At 58.7% G+C, this 20,067-nt stretch carries 20 protein-coding genes; 9 read left to right on the top strand and 11 right to left on the bottom strand.

The features are described 5' to 3' along the window. Window positions 1–10 precede the first annotated feature (10 nt). From pheT to selO, 8 genes are all read left to right on the top strand, one after another. Window positions 11–2,398 (top strand): phenylalanine--tRNA ligase subunit beta, encoded by a 2,388-nt coding sequence (gene pheT, locus EKN83_RS21335; RefSeq protein WP_126801663.1) that lies wholly within the window; start codon window positions 11–13, stop codon window positions 2,396–2,398. Window positions 2,399–2,402: 4 nt separating this feature from the next. Next, a complete protein-coding gene (ihfA, locus tag EKN83_RS21330; protein ID WP_003857805.1) occupies window positions 2,403–2,702 on the top strand; it encodes an integration host factor subunit alpha in 300 nt (99 codons plus the stop codon). 103 nt (window positions 2,703–2,805) lie between these two features. Further along, a complete protein-coding gene (btuC, locus tag EKN83_RS21325) occupies window positions 2,806–3,786 on the top strand; it encodes a vitamin B12 ABC transporter permease BtuC (RefSeq protein WP_185857694.1) in 981 nt (326 codons plus the stop codon). A 35-nt stretch (window positions 3,787–3,821) separates the two neighbouring features. Then, window positions 3,822–4,373, top strand: a complete 552-nt coding sequence (locus EKN83_RS21320) for a glutathione peroxidase (RefSeq protein ID WP_025757339.1) — start codon at window positions 3,822–3,824, stop codon at window positions 4,371–4,373. Next, window positions 4,373–5,128, top strand: coding sequence for a vitamin B12 ABC transporter ATP-binding protein BtuD (gene btuD, locus EKN83_RS21315; RefSeq protein WP_126801661.1), 756 nt, complete (start codon window positions 4,373–4,375; stop codon window positions 5,126–5,128). Before EKN83_RS21320 ends, btuD begins: the two co-directional genes overlap by 1 nt. A 73-nt stretch (window positions 5,129–5,201) precedes the next feature. After that, a complete protein-coding gene (locus tag EKN83_RS21310) occupies window positions 5,202–5,666 on the top strand; it encodes an NlpC/P60 family protein (protein ID WP_025757337.1) in 465 nt (154 codons plus the stop codon). A 292-nt stretch (window positions 5,667–5,958) separates the two neighbouring features. Further along, window positions 5,959–6,675: an EAL domain-containing protein gene (locus EKN83_RS21305; protein WP_025757336.1), complete on the top strand. Its 717-nt coding sequence runs from the start codon at window positions 5,959–5,961 to the stop codon at window positions 6,673–6,675. Window positions 6,676–6,736: 61 nt separating this feature from the next. Beyond that, a complete protein-coding gene (gene selO, locus EKN83_RS21300) occupies window positions 6,737–8,179 on the top strand; it encodes a protein adenylyltransferase SelO (RefSeq protein ID WP_126801660.1) in 1,443 nt (480 codons plus the stop codon). Between the two features lie 38 nt (window positions 8,180–8,217). Here selO and EKN83_RS21295 read toward each other — a convergent pair whose 3' ends face one another. The 5 genes from EKN83_RS21295 to EKN83_RS21275 are packed head-to-tail and all read right to left on the bottom strand — an operon-like array spanning window position 8,218 to window position 12,992. Then, complete coding sequence (locus EKN83_RS21295; RefSeq protein WP_045285283.1) at window positions 8,218–8,988, bottom strand: 3-hydroxybutyrate dehydrogenase; 771 nt, start codon at window positions 8,986–8,988, stop codon at window positions 8,218–8,220. A 10-nt stretch (window positions 8,989–8,998) separates the two neighbouring features. Beyond that, window positions 8,999–10,390: a GntP family permease gene (locus tag EKN83_RS21290; protein ID WP_126801659.1), complete on the bottom strand. Its 1,392-nt coding sequence runs from the start codon at window positions 10,388–10,390 to the stop codon at window positions 8,999–9,001. Window positions 10,391–10,434: 44 nt separating this feature from the next. Beyond that, window positions 10,435–11,616, bottom strand: a complete 1,182-nt coding sequence (locus EKN83_RS21285) for an acetyl-CoA C-acetyltransferase (RefSeq protein ID WP_126801658.1) — start codon at window positions 11,614–11,616, stop codon at window positions 10,435–10,437. Window positions 11,617–11,625: 9 nt separating this feature from the next. Further along, window positions 11,626–12,282 (bottom strand): CoA transferase subunit B, encoded by a 657-nt coding sequence (locus EKN83_RS21280; protein WP_095440830.1) that lies wholly within the window; start codon window positions 12,280–12,282, stop codon window positions 11,626–11,628. A 2-nt stretch (window positions 12,283–12,284) separates the two neighbouring features. After that, window positions 12,285–12,992, bottom strand: coding sequence for a CoA transferase subunit A (locus EKN83_RS21275; protein WP_025757330.1), 708 nt, complete (start codon window positions 12,990–12,992; stop codon window positions 12,285–12,287). A 140-nt stretch (window positions 12,993–13,132) separates the two neighbouring features. Here EKN83_RS21275 and EKN83_RS21270 point away from each other — a divergent pair, with 140 nt between their 5' ends. Then, entirely contained in the window at window positions 13,133–14,056 is a 924-nt protein-coding gene (locus EKN83_RS21270) for a LysR family transcriptional regulator (protein ID WP_185857692.1), read from the top strand. On the opposite strand, the gene EKN83_RS21265 is transcribed toward EKN83_RS21270, so the two are convergent. The 6 genes from EKN83_RS21265 to hemP all read right to left on the bottom strand — a co-directional run bounded on the left by EKN83_RS21265 (window position 14,023) and on the right by hemP (window position 19,911). Beyond that, a complete protein-coding gene (locus tag EKN83_RS21265; protein ID WP_126801656.1) occupies window positions 14,023–14,802 on the bottom strand; it encodes a heme ABC transporter ATP-binding protein in 780 nt (259 codons plus the stop codon). The genes EKN83_RS21270 and EKN83_RS21265 overlap by 34 nt on opposite strands. Next, window positions 14,795–15,787 (bottom strand): FecCD family ABC transporter permease, encoded by a 993-nt coding sequence (locus EKN83_RS21260; RefSeq protein WP_126801655.1) that lies wholly within the window; start codon window positions 15,785–15,787, stop codon window positions 14,795–14,797. Before EKN83_RS21260 ends, EKN83_RS21265 begins: the two co-directional genes overlap by 8 nt. Beyond that, window positions 15,787–16,608: a hemin ABC transporter substrate-binding protein gene (locus EKN83_RS21255; protein WP_126801654.1), complete on the bottom strand. Its 822-nt coding sequence runs from the start codon at window positions 16,606–16,608 to the stop codon at window positions 15,787–15,789. Before EKN83_RS21255 ends, EKN83_RS21260 begins: the two co-directional genes overlap by 1 nt. Continuing rightward, window positions 16,605–17,633 carry a hemin-degrading factor gene (locus tag EKN83_RS21250; protein WP_126801653.1) on the bottom strand — a complete coding sequence of 343 codons (1,029 nt, stop codon included), beginning with the start codon at window positions 17,631–17,633 and terminating at the stop codon, window positions 16,605–16,607. Before EKN83_RS21250 ends, EKN83_RS21255 begins: the two co-directional genes overlap by 4 nt. Window positions 17,634–17,668: 35 nt before the next feature. Further along, entirely contained in the window at window positions 17,669–19,651 is a 1,983-nt protein-coding gene (locus EKN83_RS21245) for a TonB-dependent hemoglobin/transferrin/lactoferrin family receptor (RefSeq protein WP_126801652.1), read from the bottom strand. A 77-nt stretch (window positions 19,652–19,728) separates the two neighbouring features. After that, entirely contained in the window at window positions 19,729–19,911 is a 183-nt protein-coding gene (gene hemP / locus EKN83_RS21240) for a hemin uptake protein HemP (RefSeq protein WP_025757323.1), read from the bottom strand. Between the last annotated feature and the right edge of the window lie 156 nt (window positions 19,912–20,067).

Here is a 20,067-nt window from a genome sequence, read left to right as displayed (position 1 = left end):
GGACAGAACAATGAAATTCAGTGAACTGTGGTTACGCGAATGGGTTAACACCACGCTGGACAGCGACGCGCTTTCTAATCAGATCACCATGGCGGGTCTGGAAGTGGACGGCGTTGAGCCGGTTTCGGGCGCGTTCAATGGCGTGGTCGTGGGTGAAGTAGTGGAGTGCGGTCAGCACCCTAACGCGGACAAACTGCGCGTAACAAAAGTCAACGTGGGTGGTGACCGTCTGCTGGATATCGTCTGCGGTGCACCAAACTGCCGTCAGGGGCTGAAAGTGGCCGTGGCGACCGTCGGTGCTGTGCTGCCGGGTGATTTCAAAATCAAAGCTGCCAAACTGCGCGGTGAACCGTCAGAAGGTATGCTGTGCTCGTTCTCTGAGCTGGGGATTTCCGACGATCACAACGGCATCATTGAACTGCCGCTGGATGCGCCGATCGGTACCGATATCCGCGAATATCTGAAGCTTGATGACAACACCATCGAAATCAGCGTCACGCCAAACCGTGCTGATTGCTTAGGGATTATCGGCGTGGCGCGCGACGTTGCCGTGCTGAACCAGACCGAACTGAACGCGCCGGAGATCGTCCCGGTTGAAGCGACCATCAGTGACGTTCTGCCTATTCAGGTTGATGCAGCGGATGCCTGCCCACGCTACCTCGGTCGTGTGGTGAAAGGCATCAATGTTAAAGCGCCAACCCCGCTGTGGATGAAAGAGAAACTGCGTCGCTGTGGTATCCGTTCTATCGATGCGGTGGTTGACGTGACCAACTACGTACTGCTGGAGCTGGGTCAGCCGATGCACGCGTTCGATAAAGATCGTATCGAAGGCGGTATTGTGGTGCGCATGGCGAAAGAGGGTGAAACCCTGGTTCTGCTCGATGGCAGCGAAGCGAAACTGAACGCCGACACGCTGGTGATTGCTGACCACAGCAAAGCGCTGGCGATGGGCGGTATCTTCGGTGGCGAACACTCTGGCGTGAACGATGAGACGCAAAACGTGCTGCTGGAATGTGCATTCTTCAGCCCGCTCTCTATCACCGGTCGCGCACGCCGTCACGGTCTGCACACCGATGCCTCTCACCGTTACGAGCGCGGTGTTGACCCGGCGTTGCAGTACAAAGCGATGGAACGTGCCACCCGTCTGCTGATCGACATCTGCGGCGGTGAAGCGGGCCCGGTGATTGATGTCACCCACGAAGCCACGCTGCCGAAGCGCGCGACCATCACCCTGCGTCGCAGCAAGCTGGATCGCCTGATCGGTCACCACGTACCCGATGCGCAGGTGACCGATATCCTGAAGCGTCTGGGTTGTGAAGTGACCGAGGGCCAGGACGAGTGGCAAGCCGTTGCGCCATCCTGGCGTTTCGACATGGAAATTGAAGAAGATCTGGTGGAAGAAGTGGCCCGCGTGTACGGCTACAACAACATCCCTGACGAGCCGGTGCAGGCGGGTCTGGTGATGGGGACCCACCGTGAAGCCGACCTGTCCCTGAAGCGTGTGAAAACCATGCTTAACGACAAAGGCTACCAGGAAGTGATCACCTACAGCTTTGTTGATCCAAAACTGCAGCAGCTGATCCACCCAGGTCAGGAAGCCCTGATCCTGCCAAGCCCAATCTCCAGCGAAATGTCGGCTATGCGTCTGTCTCTGTGGACCGGCCTGCTGGGCACTGTCGTTTATAACCAGAATCGCCAGCAAAACCGCGTGCGAATTTTCGAAAGCGGTTTGCGCTTTGTGCCGGATAATCAGGCAAATTTAGGCATCCGTCAGGATCTTATGCTGGCTGGTGCGATTAGCGGTAACCGCTATGAAGAGCACTGGGACCTGGCAAAAGGCACGGTTGATTTCTACGATATGAAGGGCGATCTGGAAGCGATTCTCGATCTGACCGGTAAATTATCTGAAATTGAATTCCGCGCAGAAGCCATTCCGGCCCTGCATCCGGGTCAGAGTGCAGCCATCTATTTAGCCGGCAAACGTGTTGGTTTTATTGGCGTTGTTCACCCTGAGCTGGAACGTAAACTGGACCTGAACGGCCGTACCATCGTGTTTGAGCTGGAGTGGAACCTGGTGGCAGACCGCGTGATCCCTCAGGCTCAGGACGTCTCCCGCTTCCCGGCAAACCGCCGTGATATCGCGGTTGTGGTCGCCGAAAATGTGCCTGCAGCAGATATTTTGGCCGAATGTAAGAAAGTTGGCGTAAATCAGGTAGTTGGCGTAAACTTATTTGACGTGTACCGCGGCAAGGGCGTAGCAGAAGGTTTCAAGAGCCTCGCTATCAGCCTTATCCTTCAGGATACCAGCCGTACACTCGAAGAAGAGGAGATTGCCGCTACCGTCGCCAAATGTGTAGAGGCATTAAAAGAGCGATTCCAGGCATCATTGAGGGATTGAACCTATGGCGCTTACAAAAGCTGAAATGTCAGAATATCTGTTTGATAAGCTTGGGCTTAGCAAACGGGATGCCAAAGAGCTGGTAGAGCTGTTTTTCGAAGAGATCCGTCGTGCTCTGGAAAATGGTGAGCAGGTAAAACTCTCCGGCTTTGGCAATTTTGATTTGCGAGACAAAAACCAACGTCCGGGTCGTAACCCGAAGACGGGGGAAGATATTCCCATTACAGCCCGCCGCGTGGTGACCTTCAGACCCGGCCAGAAGTTAAAAAGCCGTGTCGAAAACGCAACGCCCAAAGCAGAGTAATATGAACTAACTAAAAAGGCCGCCCATGCGGCCTTTTTTCTTTGCGCTCCCTGGCAAACCCGCCGTAAAATCAATGATATCTCTCGCAAATAAAACCGAATACATGCTTGATTACGCCCATCGCCAGCACCGTTCCGATCAACGTCGCCTGCTTTTACTGGTGCTGCTGCTCATTGTCGCCGCAGGGATTAGCCTCTGCGCCGGTGACAGGTGGATAGGGCCTGAGAGCTGGTGGGGGCCAGACGGGCAACTCTTTGTCTGGCAAATTCGTCTGCCGCGCACCGTCGCGGTGATGCTGGTGGGGGCCGCGCTGGCGCTGGGCGGCACCATTATGCAGGCGTTATTTGATAACCCGCTGGCGGAACCGGGGCTGCTCGGCGTCTCGAACGGGGCTGGAGTGGGGCTGATTGCCGCAGTGATGCTGGGTGGGGGAGAACTCTCCGGGTGGAGTATTAGCCTGAGCGCCATTCTCGGCGCATTACTGATCACGGTCATCCTGCTTCGCTTCGCCAGGCGGCACTTATCAATCAGCCGTCTGCTGCTTGCCGGCGTGGCGCTCGGGATCATCTGCAGCGCGCTGATGACCTGGGCCGTCTACTTCTCAACCTCCTTTGACCTGCGACAGCTCATGTACTGGATGATGGGCGGCTTTGGCGGCGTTGACTGGCACCAGGGCTGGCTTATGGCGCTGCTGGTCCCGGTTATTGTGTGGGTTGCCCTGCAGGCGCAGCCGCTGAATATGCTCGCGCTGGGTGAAACCTCTGCCCGCCAGCTCGGTATGCCGATTGGGTTCTGGCGTAATGTGCTGGTCATTGCCATTGGCTGGCTGGTCGGCGTCAGCGTCGCCCTCGCGGGGGCAATTGGTTTTATTGGGCTGGTGATCCCGCACATGCTGCGTCTGTGTGGCCTCACTGACTATCGCACCTTGCTTCCGGCCTCGGCTGTTGCCGGGGCCGTCACGCTGCTGGTGGCCGATATCATCGCCCGGCTTGCCCTGACAGCCGCAGAGTTGCCCATTGGCGTGGTGACCGCCACGCTGGGCGCGCCGGTCTTTATCTGGCTACTATTAAAAGCTGGACGTTAAATCACGATAGCCGTAAGACAACCTGAGGGAATGCTATGCAGTCAGATATCCTGAATACTGAAGTGACCACCATTGATGGCGATAACACCACGCTGGAAGGCTACAAAGGCAACGTGTTGCTTATCGTCAACGTGGCATCCAAATGTGGCCTGACGCCGCAGTACGAACAGCTGGAGAACATTCAGAAGGCCTGGGAGAAGGACGGTTTCACCGTGCTGGGGTTCCCGTGCAACCAGTTCCTGGGCCAGGAGCCGGGCAGCGAAGAGGAGATCAAGACGTTTTGTAGCACCACTTATGGCGTCACGTTCCCGCTGTTCAGCAAAATTGATGTCAACGGTGAGCATCGTCATCCGCTGTACGCGAAGCTGATCGCTGCCGCACCGAAAGCCGTTGCGCCGGAAGGAAGCGGTTTTTATGAACGTATGGCCAGCAAAGGCCGCGCGCCGCTCTACCCGGATGACATTCTGTGGAACTTCGAAAAATTCCTGATTGGTCGTGATGGCCAGGTGGTGCAACGTTTTTCACCGGATATGACGCCTGAGGATCCGATTGTGATGGAATCTATCAAGCTGGCGCTGGCGAAATAATGTCACTGCTGATGCAGCTCACGGACGTTGCCGAAAAGGGACGTCTGGCGCCGATAACCGGTACCGTCAATGCGGGTGAAATTCTGCATCTTGTCGGGCCGAACGGCGCGGGGAAGAGCACGTTGCTGGCGCGGATGGCAGGCCTGGTCGGTGGTGAAGGGCAGGTAACGCTGCTGGGGCATCCCCTTACCGACTGGACGCCAGTCTCGCTGGCGCACCGGCGCAGTTACCTTGTGCAGCAGCAGACACCGCCCTTTGCGATGCCTGTCTGGCACTACCTGACGCTGCATTTGCATGATAAACACCATACGGCGCTGCTGACGGACGTGGCTGCCGCCCTGGGGCTGGAAGATAAACTGGCTCGTCATGCCAGCCAGCTTTCGGGCGGAGAGTGGCAGCGGGTGCGTCTGGCGGCCGCAATCGTGCAGATCCACCCGGCCGGTAATCCTCACGGGCGGCTGCTGCTGCTTGATGAACCGATGAGCGGTCTGGATGTGGCGCAGCAGGCGGCACTGGATACGCTGCTAAGCACCCTGAGCCGAAAAGGCATCGCCGTGGTAATGAGCAGTCATGACCTCAACCATACCCTGCGTCATGCCCACCGGGTATGGTTGCTGTCGAAGGGAAACCTGATCGCCAGCGGTACGCGGGATCAGGTTCTCACGCCACCTCATCTTGCCCGCGCGTACAATATGGCGTTCCGCAGGCTGGATATAGAGGGACATAAGATGCTGATTTCTACCGGGCAGGAGTAACCGTTTCTTGCCTGTTCACACACTTGCACGCTAAATTACGAAAAGAACAAAAAAAGCAGAGGATTCGTCTGAAATGCGATTCTGGTTTCTCCTGATGGCTGCACTCTTTCTTGCGGGATGCAGTAGCCATCGTGCTCCGCCGCCTAACCCACGGCTTTCAGATTCGATTACCGTCATTGCCAGCCTTAATGATCAGCTGAGCAACTGGCGCGGCACGCCTTATCGCTACGGCGGCATGAGCCGTGGCGGGGTGGATTGTTCCGGCTTTGTGCTGATGACGTTTCGCGATAAGTTTGATTTACAGCTGCCGCGCGAAACGCGTAAACAGGCTGAAATTGGTACGGAAATTGATAAAGACGATCTTCTGCCGGGGGATCTGGTTTTCTTCAAAACCGGGTCGGGTGAAAGCGGTCTCCATGTGGGGATATATGATACAGACAATCAATTTATTCACGCATCGACCAGTCGTGGGGTGATGCGTTCTTCTCTGGATAATGTTTACTGGCGTAAAAGTTTTTGGCAGGCTCGACGTATTTAGTCGCCGCCGGACGCCTCTTATGACGGCAGGGTAACTTATAATTCATGCCGTTTTTTCTCAAATAAGATGATTAAAGTTAAATTTACCTAAAATTAGCTTAGCCCGCATGTGTCTGTTTTATCTAAAACTGGCTATTATTCTGCAACCAGGATAAGATTATTTTAGATTCAGGGATAAATCTGAAAATTAATACGGAACTAATGAAATTAATCTTATTAAAATCAAGACAGTGGAATTGTGTCAGCAATTGCTCCAGGATGTCCTCTCTCATCTTTAATGCGGGGCGAGTGCAATGATTATTACGCTAGATAATGCTTACCAGTCTGAACTGTTGCTTCAGCCTGCCCGTAATAGCGCAGGTGAGCTTAAAGGTTTAGACATTGTGGTTAACTTTACTGGCGTCGGCAGCGAAGTGAGGATCCCTACTGAACTCGTTATCCCGCGGCTTTCCGAGGCGGAAGAGTTAGCGCTGTTTAACGAAAAACTGCAATTGCTTGATACCTGTAAACTGTTTTTTATTCAGCATCAGTTAATTGCATGGATCAATATTACACCTGTAATTGTTGAGTTTTTATTAAGTAATGGAAACGCTGTTTCAATTCTTGAGCGCTATCCGTTTCTGGAGTTTACTGTTAATGAGAATTATCCAGGTTTAAATAACGGAAAGGACGATCTGCAGCTGGCAAGAATGGCGATCCATTTCCCGCTGGTCCTGGCAAACTTTGGCGCAGGCGCAGCATCGCTCAAAGCGGTCTATGATGGATTATTCAAACGGGTCATTCTCGATAAAGGATTCATTCAGCAGCGTGCTCAGGAACTCTCCTTTGAGCCCTTTATGCGCGCTATCCTCTGGCAAATCACGCCGCACTGCCAGTCGGTGATCGTCTCGGGCATTGACGATCACGCCCTGTTGCAGCGCGTCCTGTCCTTCAATTTTGGTGCCATGCAGGGGGCGCTGTGGCCTGCCGTCTCTGCTGAACACGTCACCACGCTGGTTCAGCAGCGATAACCCTTGCTTTCGCCCGTGTTTAAGACCGGGTAAACCCTCTACACTAAAAGCAGGAGGACTTATGACCCTGTCTTTTACTGCTCACTGGCATGACGAGTTGCCTGGTTTTTACACCGCACTCAAACCTACACCGCTACAAAATTCCCGTCTCATCTGGCATAACGATCGGCTGGCAGACGAGCTGGCTATTCCACCAGCGCTGTTTCAGCGTTCAGACGGCGCTGGCGTCTGGGGCGGCGAAACGCTACTCCCCGGGATGCAACCCCTGGCTCAGGTCTACAGCGGGCATCAGTTTGGCGTCTGGGCGGGTCAACTGGGCGACGGCAGGGGGATCCTGCTCGGCGAACAACAGCTTCCCAACGGGGAGACGGTTGACTGGCACCTGAAAGGCGCAGGGCTGACTCCCTATTCACGCATGGGCGACGGGCGCGCGGTACTGCGTTCAACGATTCGTGAATGCCTGGCATCTGAAGCGATGCATGCGCTGGGTATTCCCACGACCCGTGCGCTGTCGATTGTCACCAGCGATACGCCGGTCGCGCGCGAAACGATGGAAAAAGGGGCCATGCTGATGCGCATTGCGCAAAGCCATCTGCGCTTCGGTCATTTTGAGCACTTTTACTATCGCCGCGAGCCGGACAAGGTTCGCCAGCTTGCGGATTTTGCCATCCGTCACCACTGGCCGCATTTGCAGGACGAGGCGGATAAATACGTTCTCTGGTTCAGGGATGTGGTGGCCCGCACGGCCACGATGATCGCACGCTGGCAAACGGTGGGCTTTGCCCATGGCGTCATGAATACGGACAACATGTCGATCCTCGGGCTGACCTTCGATTACGGTCCGTTTGGTTTCCTCGATGATTATCAGCCGGGGTATATCTGCAACCACTCCGACTACCAGGGGCGCTACAGCTTTGACAATCAACCGGCGGTGGGACTGTGGAATCTGCAGCGTCTTGCGCAATCCCTGTCACCGTTTATCGACGTCGATGCCCTCAATGATGCGCTCGATGGCTATCAGGAGACGTTGCTACGCGACTACGGCACGCTGATGCGCAACAAGCTTGGGCTGATGACCCAGGAGAAAGGCGATAACGATATCCTGAATGGCCTGTTTACGCTCATGGCGCGTGAGGGCAGCGATTATACCCGTACCTTCCGCATGCTGGGCCAGACGGAGCAGCACAGTCCTGGCTCGCCGCTGCGCGATGAATTTATCGACCGACAGGCGTTTGACGACTGGTTTACTCAGTACCGCACGCGGCTACAGCAGGAGCAAGTAGATGATGCTACCCGCCAGAGGCAGATGAACGCGGCGAACCCGGCGATGGTGTTGCGCAACTGGCTGGCGCAGCGGGCGATTGAGCAGGCAGAGCAGGGGGAATACGCTGAGTTACACCGTCTGCATGTGGCGTTGCGCACGCCGTTTGCCGACCGGGATGATGATTACGTCAGCCGCCCGCCTGACTGGGGCAAGCGGCTGGAGGTCAGCTGCTCAAGCTAGTCTTTTGCCGGGTAGCGCTACGCTACCCGGCCAGGACATTACTGAGCGACCCAGCCGCCATCCATATTCCACGCTGCGCCACGAACGTTGACGGCGCTGTCGCTACATAAAAACAGCGTCAACTCGCCCAGCTGTTCCGGGGTAACAAACTCCCCGGAAGGCTGTTTCTCGCTCAGAAGCTGGTCCTGGGCCAGATCCGGCGCGACGCCCTGTGCAATACGTTTGTCGATCTGCTGTTGTACCAGCGGGGTCAGTACCCAACCGGGGCAGAGCGCATTTGCGGTAATACCGGTGCGCGCGGTTTCCAGCGCCAGCGACTTCGTAAAACCCACCACCCCATGCTTGGCAGCAACGTAGGCTGACTTCTCTTTTGAGGCCACCAGGCCGTGAACGGAGGCGATATTAATGATGCGCCCCCAGTTTTTCTCCCGCATGGCAGGCAGCGCCAGCCGGCTGGTGTGGAACACCGCGGAAAGATTAATGGCGATAATGTCATTCCATTTTTCAACCGGAAACGCCTCAACCGGAGCCACATGCTGTATCCCGGCGTTATTGACCAGAATATCCACCCCGCCAAACTGCGTTTCGGCGTAGCGCATCATGGCTTCAATCTGCAGGACATCACGCAGGTCCGCATCGTGATAGCCCGGTTTTTTGCCCAGTAGCGCGATCTCTGCGCGCGCCGCTTCGCTGTCACCGAAACCGTTAAGAATTAATTGTGCCCCGGCTTTCGCCAGTACCCGGGCGATCCCCAGGCCAATGCCGCTGGTTGAGCCGGTCACCAGGGCGGTTTTACCGTTCAGATTCATCTTTTTCTCCTTACACAATGCCGGTCAGATAGAACACGGCAATGACAAAAAGCACTGCCAGACTTTTAATGATAGTGATAGCGAAAATGCCGCCGTAGGCCTGACGATGGCTCAGACCGGTGATCGCCAGCAAGGTGATCACCGCGCCGTTATGGGGAAGGGTATCCATCCCGCCGCTGGCCATGGAGGCCACGCGATGCAGTACCTCAAGAGGAATATTGGCCGCGTGGGCGGCGGCAACAAACGTGTCGGCCATGGCCGCGAGGGCAATGCTCATCCCGCCGGACGCCGAACCGGTGATCCCTGCGAGAACGGTCACGCTGATGGCCTCATTGAGTAACGGATTTGGAATGGCCGCCAGCGCGTGGGATAACACCAGAAAACCGGGCAGGGCGGCGATCACCGCACCAAAACCGTATTCCGAGGCGGTATTCATCGCGGCCAGAATGGCCCCGCTGACCGCCGTGCGGCTGCCTTCCGCCAGACGTCCGCGGATATTGCGAAAGCCAAAAGCCAGCACCAGCACGATACCGGCGATCAGCGCCGCTTCCACGGCCCAGATGGCGGTGATCTTGCTTACCTCGATCACAATCGGCTTTGCCAGTCCGGGAAGGGTCAGCTCGTGGCTGGTGCCGTACCAGCCGGGGATCCAGCGGGTAAGCAGCAGATTGAGGATCCCTACCAGCAGCAGAGGAGAGAGGGCAATCAACGGGTGAGGAAGGTTAATGTCGTCCGGCGTTTCCGGTTCATTTTTCAGATCCGTGCCGTACCCCTCGTTGTTCTGCAGCGCTTTGCGGCGCTGGCGCTCCAGCCAGAGCAGACCAAAACAGATAATAAACAGCGAACCAATCAGCCCCAGCCACGGCGCGGCCCAGGCGTTTGTGCCAAAAAAGCTGGTGGGGATAATGTTCTGGATCTGCGACGTGCCGGGCAGGGCATCCATGGTAAACGAGAATGCCCCGAGCGCCACGGTGGCCGGGATCAGCCGTTTCGGGATGCCGCTCTGGCGGAACAGTTCGGCGGCAAAGGGGTAAACCGCAAACGCCACCACAAACAGCGAAACGCCACCGTAGGTTAACAGCGCACACACCAGGACAATCACCGGGATGGCGTGACGCCGCCCGAGGATCCGAATCGCTGCGGCGACGATAGCGCGCGAGAAGCCGGAGAGTTCAATCAGCTTGCCAAACACGGCACCCAGCAGGAACACCGGGAAGTAGAGCTTGACGAAGCCGACCATTTTTTCCATAAACAGCCCGGTAAACGTCGGGCCGACGGCGCCAGGATCGGTCAGCAGCACGGCGCCGAGCGCCGCAATCGGGGCAAACAAAATCACGCTGTATCCGCGATAGGCCGCCAGCATCAGCAGTGCCAGCGCCGCCAGGGCAATTAACACACTCATTACGACTCCTCACTTTAATTATTATTCGGGTACCAACGAGAGGCTTAACGCTCGACGGTCAGGGCGATGCCTTGTCCGCCGCCAATACACAGGGTGACGAGCCCTTTTTTAACGTCGCGGCGCTGCATTTCGTACAGCAGCGTCACGAGGATGCGGCAGCCGGAGGCGCCAATCGGATGACCAAGGGCAATCGCGCCGCCGTTTACATTTACCTTGCGCGCATCCCAGCCGAGCTGCTTGCCCACCGCCAGCGCCTGAGCGGCAAAGGCTTCATTGGCTTCAATGAGATCCACCTCATCGAGCGTCCAGCCCGCCCGCGCCAGCGCCGTCTGGCAGGCGCTCACCGGACCGATGCCCATCACCGACGGGTCAACCCCCGTCACGGCGTAACTCACAATGCGACCGAGGATCGGCAGTCCGCTCTGCCGCGCATTTTCTTCGCTCATCAGCAGTACCGCAGCGGCACCGTCATTGAGCGTCGAAGCATTTCCCGCCGTGACTGTGCCTTCCTCGCGTAAAAATGCGGGGCGCAGTTGCGCAAGCTGCTCAGTGGTGGTCTCTGGTCGGGGCTGTTCATCACAACGAATAACCCGCGGTGGCTTTTTGCCCTCTTTCACCGTGACCGGCGCTATCTCGGCGTCAAACCGACCGGACGCAATGGCGGCCGCCGCTTTTTGCTGCGACCGGGTGGCGAAATCGTCCTGCTGTTCGCGGGAAATACCGTACTGCCGGGCAACGTTTTCAGCGGTGATACCCATGTGGTAATCGTTGAATGCGTCCCACAAACCATCGGTAATCATGCTGTCCTGCAGACCCGTATGGCCAAACCGCAAACCTGACCGCGCCCCGTCCAGCAGATAGGGGGCGTTGCTCATGCTCTCCTGACCGCCTGCGATAACTACCCCGGCGTCGCCGCTGCGGATCGCCTGCGCGGCGAGTTGCACCGCTTTCAGGCCCGCGCCGCACACCAGATTGACCGTTGTCGCTGGCGTGCTGACGGGTAACCCGGCGGCGATGGCCGTCTGACGCGCCGGGTTTTGTCCACATCCCGCCGTCAGCACCTGACCGAAAATCACGTCGTCAATCTTCCCTTTATCAAGACCGCTGCTCTCAAGCAGGTGACGTACCGCGACAGCCCCCAGCTCAACCGCAGAGAGGGAGGCGAGCGATCCGCGAAAACTGCCGACAGGGGTACGCGTTGCCCCGACAATCATGACCTGTTTCATCCGAAGCCCTCAGCTAAAGCGCATCTCGCGCACGTCGTCCGCCACAATGATTTTCCCGGCCGTTTTCGCCACGATCTCGTCAATACTGACGCCGGGGGCATACTCCCGCAGGATGAACGCGCCGTCCTCAATTTCCAGCAGCGCGAGGTCGGTTAACACCCGACGGATGCAGCCCACGCCCGTGAGCGGCAGCGTGCAGCGCGGCAGCAGCTTTGACTCACCGCTTTTTGAGGCGTGGGTCATCACCACAATGATGTTCTGCGCCCCGGCAACGAGATCCATCGCGCCGCCCATCCCCTTCACCATTTTTCCGGGGATCATCCACGAGGCGATATTGCCCTCAACGTCCACTTCAAAGGCACCCAGCACGGTCAGGTCGACATGACCGCCGCGGATCATGGCAAACGACTGCGCTGAGTCAAAAATGGCGGCCCCTGTCCGTGCGGTGACGGTCTGTTTACCGGCGTTGATCATGTCGGCGTCGAGGCTCTGCTCATCGGGGAAGGCGCCCATCCCCAGCAGACCGTTTTCCGACTGGAGCATCACGTCCATCCCGGCGGGAATGTAGTTCGCCACCAGCGTCGGAATGCCGATCCCCAGGTTGACGTAGTAACCGTCGCGCAGCTCGCGGGCCACGCGCATGGCCATCTGTTCACGGGTCAACATCGTCACACTCCTTGCGCGCGCAGCGTGCGCTGCTCAATGCGTTTTTCAAACTGGCCGACAATCAGCCTGTCGACGTAAATGCCCGGGGTATGAATAGCCGACGGAGGCAGTTCACCTGGCGGAACAATCTCTTCCACCTCCACCACCGTTATCCGGCCCGCGGTTGCCATCAGCGGATTAAAGTTTTGCGCGGTATGGCGATAGATAACGTTGCCGTACCAGTCCGCCTTCCAGCCTTTGATGAGCGCGAAATCCCCGGTAATGGCCTCTTCGAGGATGTAATGTTTACCCGCAAACTGGCGCACCTCTTTGCCTGCAGCCACAGGCGTGCCATAGCCGGTCGCGGTGTAAAACGCGGGGATCCCGGCGCCGCCTGCGCGCACCTTTTCGGCCAGCGTCCCCTGCGGCGTGAGTTCCACCTCCAGCTCGCCGCTCAGCACCTGCTGCTCGAACAGCGCGTTTTCGCCGACGTAAGAGGCCACTACCTTGCGAACCTGCCGCGTCTCAAGCAGGATCCCGAGACCGAAGCCATCCACGCCGCAGTTGTTAGAGACCACCGTGAGACCCTGCACCTGCCGGCGTCTGACTTCGGCAATCAGGTTCTCCGGAATGCCGCACAGGCCGAAGCCGCCCGCCAGCAAGGTCATCCCGTCCGTCAGCCCATCCAGCGCCTGCGCATAGCTGCCGACGCGCTTATCCAGTCCTGCCATACTCATCCCTCCCGTTAACCGTGCCGGTATCATTAGGGGCGGCGACTCATTTGTTAATTTTGAATTTGTGACCCACTCATTTGGTTTTTTTATTAATTTCCTGTTAACTAAATTTTTTCAATTAGTTAACAAGGTGAAAAATGAGAATGAGTGTCAAACAGTTACGCGCGTTTTTAGCGGTAGCTCACACTCTGAATTTCGCACACGCCAGCGAACGGCTGAATCTCTCTCAGCCAGCCCTGAGCCTGACGATAAAAGGGCTGGAGGATGCGCTCGGTGGACCACTTTTACAGCGCAGCACGCGCAAGGTAGCTCTGACGCAGGAAGGGGAGACCTTTTTGCCGATGGCTCGGCAGCTGCTGGCGGACTGGGATAACGTTGAAGAGGCCATGCACCAGTGCTTTACCCTGCAGCGCGGTAAAATCTCGGTCGCGGCCATGCCGTCGTTTGCGGCGAATGTCTTACCCGAGGTGCTAAAAGCGTTTCGCGACCGCCACGCCGGGATCAACGTCACCGTGCATGATGTGATTAACGAGCAGGTGATAGAGATGGTCCGGGAAGGGCGCGTGGAGATGGGGATCGCATTCGAGCCTGCGCCAACGCACAACCTGCTGTTTACCCCGCTGGGCCTCGACCGGTTTATTGCCATTGTGCCGAAAGATTCTGCGCTTGCAGGCAAAAAGCGCCTGACATGGGACGCGCTGCTGACGCTGGATTTCATTACCCTGCAGCGTCCCTCTGCGGTGCGTCTGATGATGGAAGAGGAGCTGGCGCGAAGCGGCAGAAAACTGGAGGTCGCCCTGGAGAGCCATCAACTGGTGACGGTTGGGCGCATGGTCGCCAGCGGGCTGGGCGGCAGTGCCGTACCTGCGCTGTGTGAGACCCAGATGGCCTCACTAGGCGCGGTGTGTATTCCGCTGGACAGCCCGCCTATTGAAAAGTGTATCGGGGTGATCCATCCCGGGCACACGCAGCTTTCTAAAGCAGCGCATGCCCTGCTGGAAACCCTGAAAGATTTTTATCAGCCGTGTCAGGGGGCGAGAAACACCTGCGGCGCGGCGTGAGCCGGGTGCCGGCCAACGTGAACCTGCGCGCCGTACCACTTTGCCAGCGCATTGGCCTGCAAAACGGTTTCCGGTTTCCCCTGGGAGACGATTTTTCCGCCGTGCAGCAGCAGGATGCGATCCGCCCACAGCGCCGCCAGATTAAGGTCATGCAGCACCACGCACACGTGCAGATGTCCCCGACGGGTCAGGGATTTCAGCAGGCGCAGCAGATGCTGCTGGTGGTAGAGATCCAGCGCAGACGTGGGTTCATCCAGAAACAGCCAGCCGCGTGGCGCACCGTCGCACCAGAGCTGAGCCAGCGCGCGGGCGAGCTGGATGCGCTGCTGCTCGCCGCCGGAGAGTGCGGCAAACTGCCTGCCCGCCAGCGGTAAACACCCGGTAACGGCCATCACTGCTTCTACTACCGAGGCTTCAGGCGTGCGGGTCCAGGGCGCGCGACCCATGCCGATTACTGCTTCAACCGGCCAGTCAAATCCAATCTGCGTGTTCTGGCGCATCACCGCCCGGTAGCGGGAGAGCGTCTCCGGCTGCCAGGCGGCGATCGGCGTGCCCGCCAGGCTGCATTGTCCGCCCGCCGGTTTAAGATAGCCGGTAAGCAGCCGCAATAGCGTGGATTTCCCGGCGCCGTTGGGGCCAATCAACGCCACCATCTCGCCCTGAGATAAGGTCAGCGACACGTCGTTAATCAGCGTCCGTTGCCCGATGCGAAAAACAAGGTTTTCGCCACAATAGCGTTCAGCCATGCGCGCCTCCGCGACGAAAGATAAGCCACAGGAACCCCGGTGCGCCGAGAAGGCTGGTCAATAAGCCGACCGGCATTTCCGCCGGGGCGACCACGCTGCGCGCCAGCGTATCGGCTACCAGCAACAGCAACGCTCCGGCCAGCACCGAACCAGGGAGTACGGCGCGGTGGTCGGCTCCCAGCCACATGCGCACCAGGTGCGGCACCACCAGACCGACAAAGCCGATAACGCCGCTGACCGCAACGGCGGCAGCCACCAGCAGGGCACAGCACAGCAGCAGGATCCGCTGCACGCGGGCGACGTCCACGCCGAGGTAGTGCGCCTCTTCGTCACCCAGTTGCAGCAAATTAAGGGCGCCTGCCAGACGCCAGATAACCAGCACGGTGGGTATCATCAGCGACGAGACGGCCAGCAGCGTCGACCACTGCGCCTGGCCGAGGCTGCCCATTCCCCAGAGCGAAAGCTGGCGAAGCTGGGCATCATTGCTGAGCCATGACAGCACGCCGACGGCCGCGCCGCACAGGGCGTTGATGGCAATACCTACCAGCAACAGGCGCGACAAAGAACCGTCACGTTGTCGGCTGAGGATAAAAATCACCAGGGTGGCGGCCAGCGCACCGAGAAACGCCGCCAGCATCGGGGCATACAGCATCACCAGGGCAGGCAGCGAGAGGGGAAGCACCACCCACAGCGCGACGGCAAGTGCCGCGCCGCTGCTGATGCCGAGCAGGCCCGGGTCTGCCAGCGGGTTGCGAAACAGCCCCTGCATCACGCAGCCCGCCACTGCCAGTGAACCGCCGATCGCCAGCGCCAGCAGCACGCGAGGCAGGCGGATCGTCAGCCAGATCTGACGCAGCGCCTCGTCTGTGCCGTTCCACAGCAGGCTGACCGGAAGGTGTAACGCCCCGACCCCGGTTGCCGCGAGGGTGATGATGACCAGGATCGCGGTCAGCATCCATAACGATAAGGTGATCCGCCGGGACATCAGGGCAGCTGCTCCGCTTTGCTGCGCAGTTGCTGGATGGCCTCAGGCGTTCGCAGGCTGAAGCCCAGCAGCGCCATATCGTCAATCGCCAGCACCTGCTTGTTTCGTCCTGCCGGGGTTTGCGCCAGGCCGGGCAGCGTCCACAGGTTCGCTTCACCGCCCAGGGCGGTGATTCCGTCCGAGGAAATCACCACCAGATCGGGCCGGCTGGCGATGATGCCTTCCTGAGACAGCGGCTGATAGCGGCTGAACCCCTGCATCGCGTTCTGCAGTCCCGCCGCGCGGATAGCGGCATCGGCGGCGGTCTGTTGTCCGGCAGCCATGGCGGTCATCCCGCCGTGGTTGAGAATAAACAGCACCCGCTTGTTGAGCGGCGATGCGGGAAGTGTCGACAGCGCCTGACGCAGCCTGTTGCGCAGGGCTTGCCCCTCGGCCTCGCGGTGCGTTGCTTCCGCCACGATCCGCACCTTTTCATCAATGACGCTCAGGTCGTTACTGGCGGGAATTTCGATCACCCTGACGTGGCTTTGCTCAACCTGCTTTAGCGCCAGAGACGGCTGCGCCTGGGCGCTGGCCAGCACCAGCGTGGGGCGCAGGGATAAGATCCCTTCCGCGTTGAGCTGGCGCAGATAGCCTACGTCAGGCAGCGCATTCGCCGCCTGAGGCCACTGGCTGGTGCTGTCGCGCGCCACCAGCGAAGAGGCCGCGCCGAGGGCGTAGACAATCTCGGTGATGTCGCCGCCGAGCGTGACGATTTTCTCCTGCGGGGCAGCAAATGCCAGCAGGGGCAGGGCGCCGATCAGGGCAAGCCACCGTTTCATGCGGCCAGCCCTTTCGCCGTTAAGGCGTCAATCTGGCTGCGCCACCGGCTCTGCTCCGGTTCGCCTTCGGTACGCTGGCCGTACAGCTGGGCGATTTGCGTCCCGTCGGCGGCAAACAGCTCCAGGCTGGTGACATGCCCGTCTGCCGTTGGTTTGCGCGTGACCCACGTTTCCGCAATGGATCCTTCAAGCAGATGCAGGGTAAAGGTTGGGTTAAAGATGTTCAGCCAGCCTTGCATCGGCACCAGCTTTTCCACCGCGCCGGTGAAGATCTGCACGCAGCCGCGGTTGCCGACGAAGATCATGATGTCGTTCCCGTCCTGGCGGACCGTCTCCAGCAGCTGCGCCAGCGCGGTGTTCTCTACCCTGCAGGCCAGATCGTCCCCCACCAGGCGAAACGCCTGCTGGCGGCTGAGGTTATGGCGCTTGAGCAGGCTGAAGAACTGATGCACGTCGGTCATGGCGCGCCACTCGGCATCCACGCGCGCGGCTTCCGGATGATCAGCGTGGGCCGGGCGATCGGCCACCTGTAACCCCAGCGGGGGATTCTCGGCAAAGATAAAGCGGGTCAGCATGTCGCCCCAGGCGGAAACGTCGGTGTTCTCCGTGGCGTAGACCTTCAGCAGGGCATCGCCCTGGTGGTCGAAGAACTGAATGCTCTGCCGCTCGCCGCGGGCGGTGGCTTCGCTGATGTGAAATACGCTTGCCCACTGGTTGAGGAACAGGCGCAGATCCAGCGCGCGCGGGTTAAGCACCAGCCCGGCGTGTCCGGTCAGGTGCTGGTTGGTGAAGCTCCCTTTCTGTTCATGTACGGCATAGTCGTTACGGCAGATACATTTGGTTTCGCCCACCGCTTCCAGCGCGCCCAGGATCTCGCGGATTTCACCGCGCAGTCGCCAGGCGTCGTGACCCACGCGGGCAAAGGCCAGCTCTGCTTCGCTGATGTGCATTAAGCCAGCGATATCGCGCGCGTACTTTTCCGGATTATCTTCTTTGAGCTCAAGCCAGCGTGTGTAGTGATTCATTGTCTTTTCCTTCTGAAGAGTGGCCCCGACGGGAATTACCACTGATAACTTACGAAAATCTTGCCGTTACGGCCGTCCTGCGGAATGCCCTGAGGTGACCAGTACGCTTTGTCAAAGGCGTTGCCCAGCACCAGCGTTGTGGTTACGCCTTTGAGCCGCTCCTGACCTTTGTAGCTCACGTAGAAATCGTTGACCGCATAGCCCGGCTGCTGGCTGTAGCTGCTGCTGATATGCGTTGAGCGATCGACAAAGGTGCCAATCCAGCCGACGGAGAAACCGCTTTGCGCCACCGGAATGTCTAGCTTGCTGGTCACGGTGTCCGGGTTGATGCTGGAGATGTATTCGCCCGTATCGGTGTCTTTCCCGCGCGTGCGGTTATAGGCCAGGTCAAGGTTGAAGAGGTCGGCCGAGTAGGTTGCCATCATGTCCCAGCCCCAGATTTTGGCGTTCGGGACGTTATAAGACATGGTGGTCGCGGCGGCAAAATCGACGGTGGTGGAGATGTAGTCTTTGGCGTTGGTATCGAAATAGCTGGCTTTAAACTCCAGCGCATCGTTGGCGAGCAGCAGATCGTCGAAGCGCAGGCCAAAACCAAACTCCTGCGTTTCGTTGGTTTCCGGGCGCAGGTTCGGGTTTGGCACCCAGTAGTTGGTATAGAAGCGTCCGATGGAGAAGTGTTTGGCGTCGTTATACATCTCGCCCATGGTAGGCGCGCGGAACGCCTGCGCGTAAGAGCCAAACAGCATCAGCCAGTCGGTCGGGCTGATGGTTAACCCGGCGCGGGATGACCATTTATCGGCATCGACATCGTCGTAGCCATCGCTGCTGCCACGGTAATTGTCATAGCGTGTGCCGCCAAGGAGGGTGACGGGAAGATCGCGAAGGGTAATTTCATCCTGCAGCCAGCCAGAGCTGAAATCGATCTTCGCTTCCGGGAAGCCGGTGGTGGCCCCGCCCGGGTGCTGCTCCTGACGGTAGTATTCCCCACCGTAGGTCAGCAGATGTGCCGCAAAGGTGTCGCTGAACAGGCGCGTGCGGTTTTCAACTTTGCCGCCTTTGGTGGTCTGCTGGCGAAACTCACCGCTGCTGTCGATATTCTGTGCGTTAATGCGCGCTTCGGACCAGTAAATTTTCGCGTCGGCGTTCAGCCAGTCGTTACCCGCCGGGGCAATGTTATAGCCCAGCTGCGCGTCACGCTGAATGGTGGAGCGATCGGTCATCGGGTTACTGCTGTCCGCCCCGGGAGTTTGCGGGTTTTTCGGCTCCCGGGCGGCGTTGTTATAGTAGCGCAGGGAGCCGCTCAGGGTCTGGGCCGGGTCGATTTTCCAGCTGCCTTTCGCCAGCATGTTATTGATGGATTCGTCGTTAGGCGCCGTTGCTCCGTCGCTCTGGCGGATATCTCCGCGATCGCGGCTGGACCAGGACACCAGCCCGTCCAGCGTGTCTGTGCGGCCGTAGGCGCTGGCCCCCATGCCAAGGCTACGATCGCCCGTCGCGCCGGTACCAAACACGCGGTAACCGCTGCTTTTCCCCGGCTCCAGCAGATCCTTCGCATCGACGGTGTCATACGAAATCACGCCGCCCAGCGCGCCGCTGCCGTACAGCAGTGCCGACGGACCGCGAACCACTTCGATACGTTTAATCAGCGCCGGGTCGAGGAAGGTGCTGTTCAGGTGTCCGGTATCGGTTCCCTGGCGCACGCCGTCCACCAGCACCAGCACGCCGCGACGGTCATAGCCGCGCAGGTTCACGTCCTGCCCGTTGGTACGCCCGGTGCCGTCCAGCGTCAGACCGGGGATGTTACGCAGCAGGTCGGCAGCCGAGCTGGCGGTCTGTTTCTCCGGCGCGCTGGCGTCAATCACGCTCACCATCATGGGGGCTTCAAAGGCGCTGCGGGCGTTACCCGTGGCGATCACGGTCATTTCATCGGTGGCGGCAAAAGCGATGCCCGGCAGGGCGCTGACGATCGCCAGCGCCAGAAGTGACGGGCGTAAAGATGCGGAAGGCAGGTGTGGCATAGCAACTCTCCATAAGCATTGAAAAGCGCTGGCTGCCTGGGTTTCACCTGGGTGGCTGGCGTCGTTTTTTGTGTTGTTTATTTCGTGAGGATCAGTTTTCCGGCATGGGTCTGGCGCAGAAGGTAGCGCTGGCCGTCATGCTCGATAATGACCCGTCCCTCATCGCCGAGCAGGGTTTTGCTGTCAATCCTGCGCTCGGTAGGGGCTGGCGCTGTGTGTGTTTTTGCTGGCGTTGCCGCGCTGTTATCCGTACGTGACATAATGTTTATAAATAACAATCAATGTAACAATGATAATCATTATCAATAAACTGCAAATTCACAGCAAGCGTTTTTGTGAAAAAAGGGGGTGGGGATCAACTTTGGGGGGAAAGTGCGGTTTGATGCCCTCACCCCGACCCTCTCCCACGGGGCTGG

The organism is Enterobacter sp. WCHEn090032, from assembly GCF_003986875.1.
Lineage (GTDB): Bacteria > Pseudomonadota > Gammaproteobacteria > Enterobacterales > Enterobacteriaceae > Enterobacter > Enterobacter sichuanensis.
The sequence above is the reverse complement of the archived record's forward strand: the minus strand, read 5'-3'. Positions and strand labels throughout refer to the sequence as shown.

Bases quoted from the DNA above. Each gene is read 5' to 3' on its own strand.
- pheT (WP_126801663.1), top strand. From the start codon at position 11: ATGAAATTCAGTGAACTGTGGTTACGCGAATGGGTTAACACCACGCTG.
- ihfA (WP_003857805.1), top strand. From the start codon at position 2,403: ATGGCGCTTACAAAAGCTGAAATGTCAGAATATCTGTTTGATAAGCTT.
- btuC (WP_185857694.1), top strand. From the start codon at position 2,806: ATGCTTGATTACGCCCATCGCCAGCACCGTTCCGATCAACGTCGCCTG.
- EKN83_RS21320 (WP_025757339.1), top strand. From the start codon at position 3,822: ATGCAGTCAGATATCCTGAATACTGAAGTGACCACCATTGATGGCGAT.
- btuD (WP_126801661.1), top strand. From the start codon at position 4,373: ATGTCACTGCTGATGCAGCTCACGGACGTTGCCGAAAAGGGACGTCTG.
- EKN83_RS21310 (WP_025757337.1), top strand. From the start codon at position 5,202: ATGCGATTCTGGTTTCTCCTGATGGCTGCACTCTTTCTTGCGGGATGC.
- EKN83_RS21305 (WP_025757336.1), top strand. From the start codon at position 5,959: ATGATTATTACGCTAGATAATGCTTACCAGTCTGAACTGTTGCTTCAG.
- selO (WP_126801660.1), top strand. From the start codon at position 6,737: ATGACCCTGTCTTTTACTGCTCACTGGCATGACGAGTTGCCTGGTTTT.
- EKN83_RS21295 (WP_045285283.1), bottom strand. From the start codon at position 8,988: ATGAATCTGAACGGTAAAACCGCCCTGGTGACCGGCTCAACCAGCGGC.
- EKN83_RS21290 (WP_126801659.1), bottom strand. From the start codon at position 10,390: ATGAGTGTGTTAATTGCCCTGGCGGCGCTGGCACTGCTGATGCTGGCG.
- EKN83_RS21285 (WP_126801658.1), bottom strand. From the start codon at position 11,616: ATGAAACAGGTCATGATTGTCGGGGCAACGCGTACCCCTGTCGGCAGT.
- EKN83_RS21280 (WP_095440830.1), bottom strand. From the start codon at position 12,282: ATGTTGACCCGTGAACAGATGGCCATGCGCGTGGCCCGCGAGCTGCGC.
- EKN83_RS21275 (WP_025757330.1), bottom strand. From the start codon at position 12,992: ATGGCAGGACTGGATAAGCGCGTCGGCAGCTATGCGCAGGCGCTGGAT.
- EKN83_RS21270 (WP_185857692.1), top strand. From the start codon at position 13,133: ATGAGAATGAGTGTCAAACAGTTACGCGCGTTTTTAGCGGTAGCTCAC.
- EKN83_RS21265 (WP_126801656.1), bottom strand. From the start codon at position 14,802: ATGGCTGAACGCTATTGTGGCGAAAACCTTGTTTTTCGCATCGGGCAA.
- EKN83_RS21260 (WP_126801655.1), bottom strand. From the start codon at position 15,787: ATGTCCCGGCGGATCACCTTATCGTTATGGATGCTGACCGCGATCCTG.
- EKN83_RS21255 (WP_126801654.1), bottom strand. From the start codon at position 16,608: ATGAAACGGTGGCTTGCCCTGATCGGCGCCCTGCCCCTGCTGGCATTT.
- EKN83_RS21250 (WP_126801653.1), bottom strand. From the start codon at position 17,633: ATGAATCACTACACACGCTGGCTTGAGCTCAAAGAAGATAATCCGGAA.
- EKN83_RS21245 (WP_126801652.1), bottom strand. From the start codon at position 19,651: ATGCCACACCTGCCTTCCGCATCTTTACGCCCGTCACTTCTGGCGCTG.
- hemP (WP_025757323.1), bottom strand. From the start codon at position 19,911: ATGTCACGTACGGATAACAGCGCGGCAACGCCAGCAAAAACACACACA.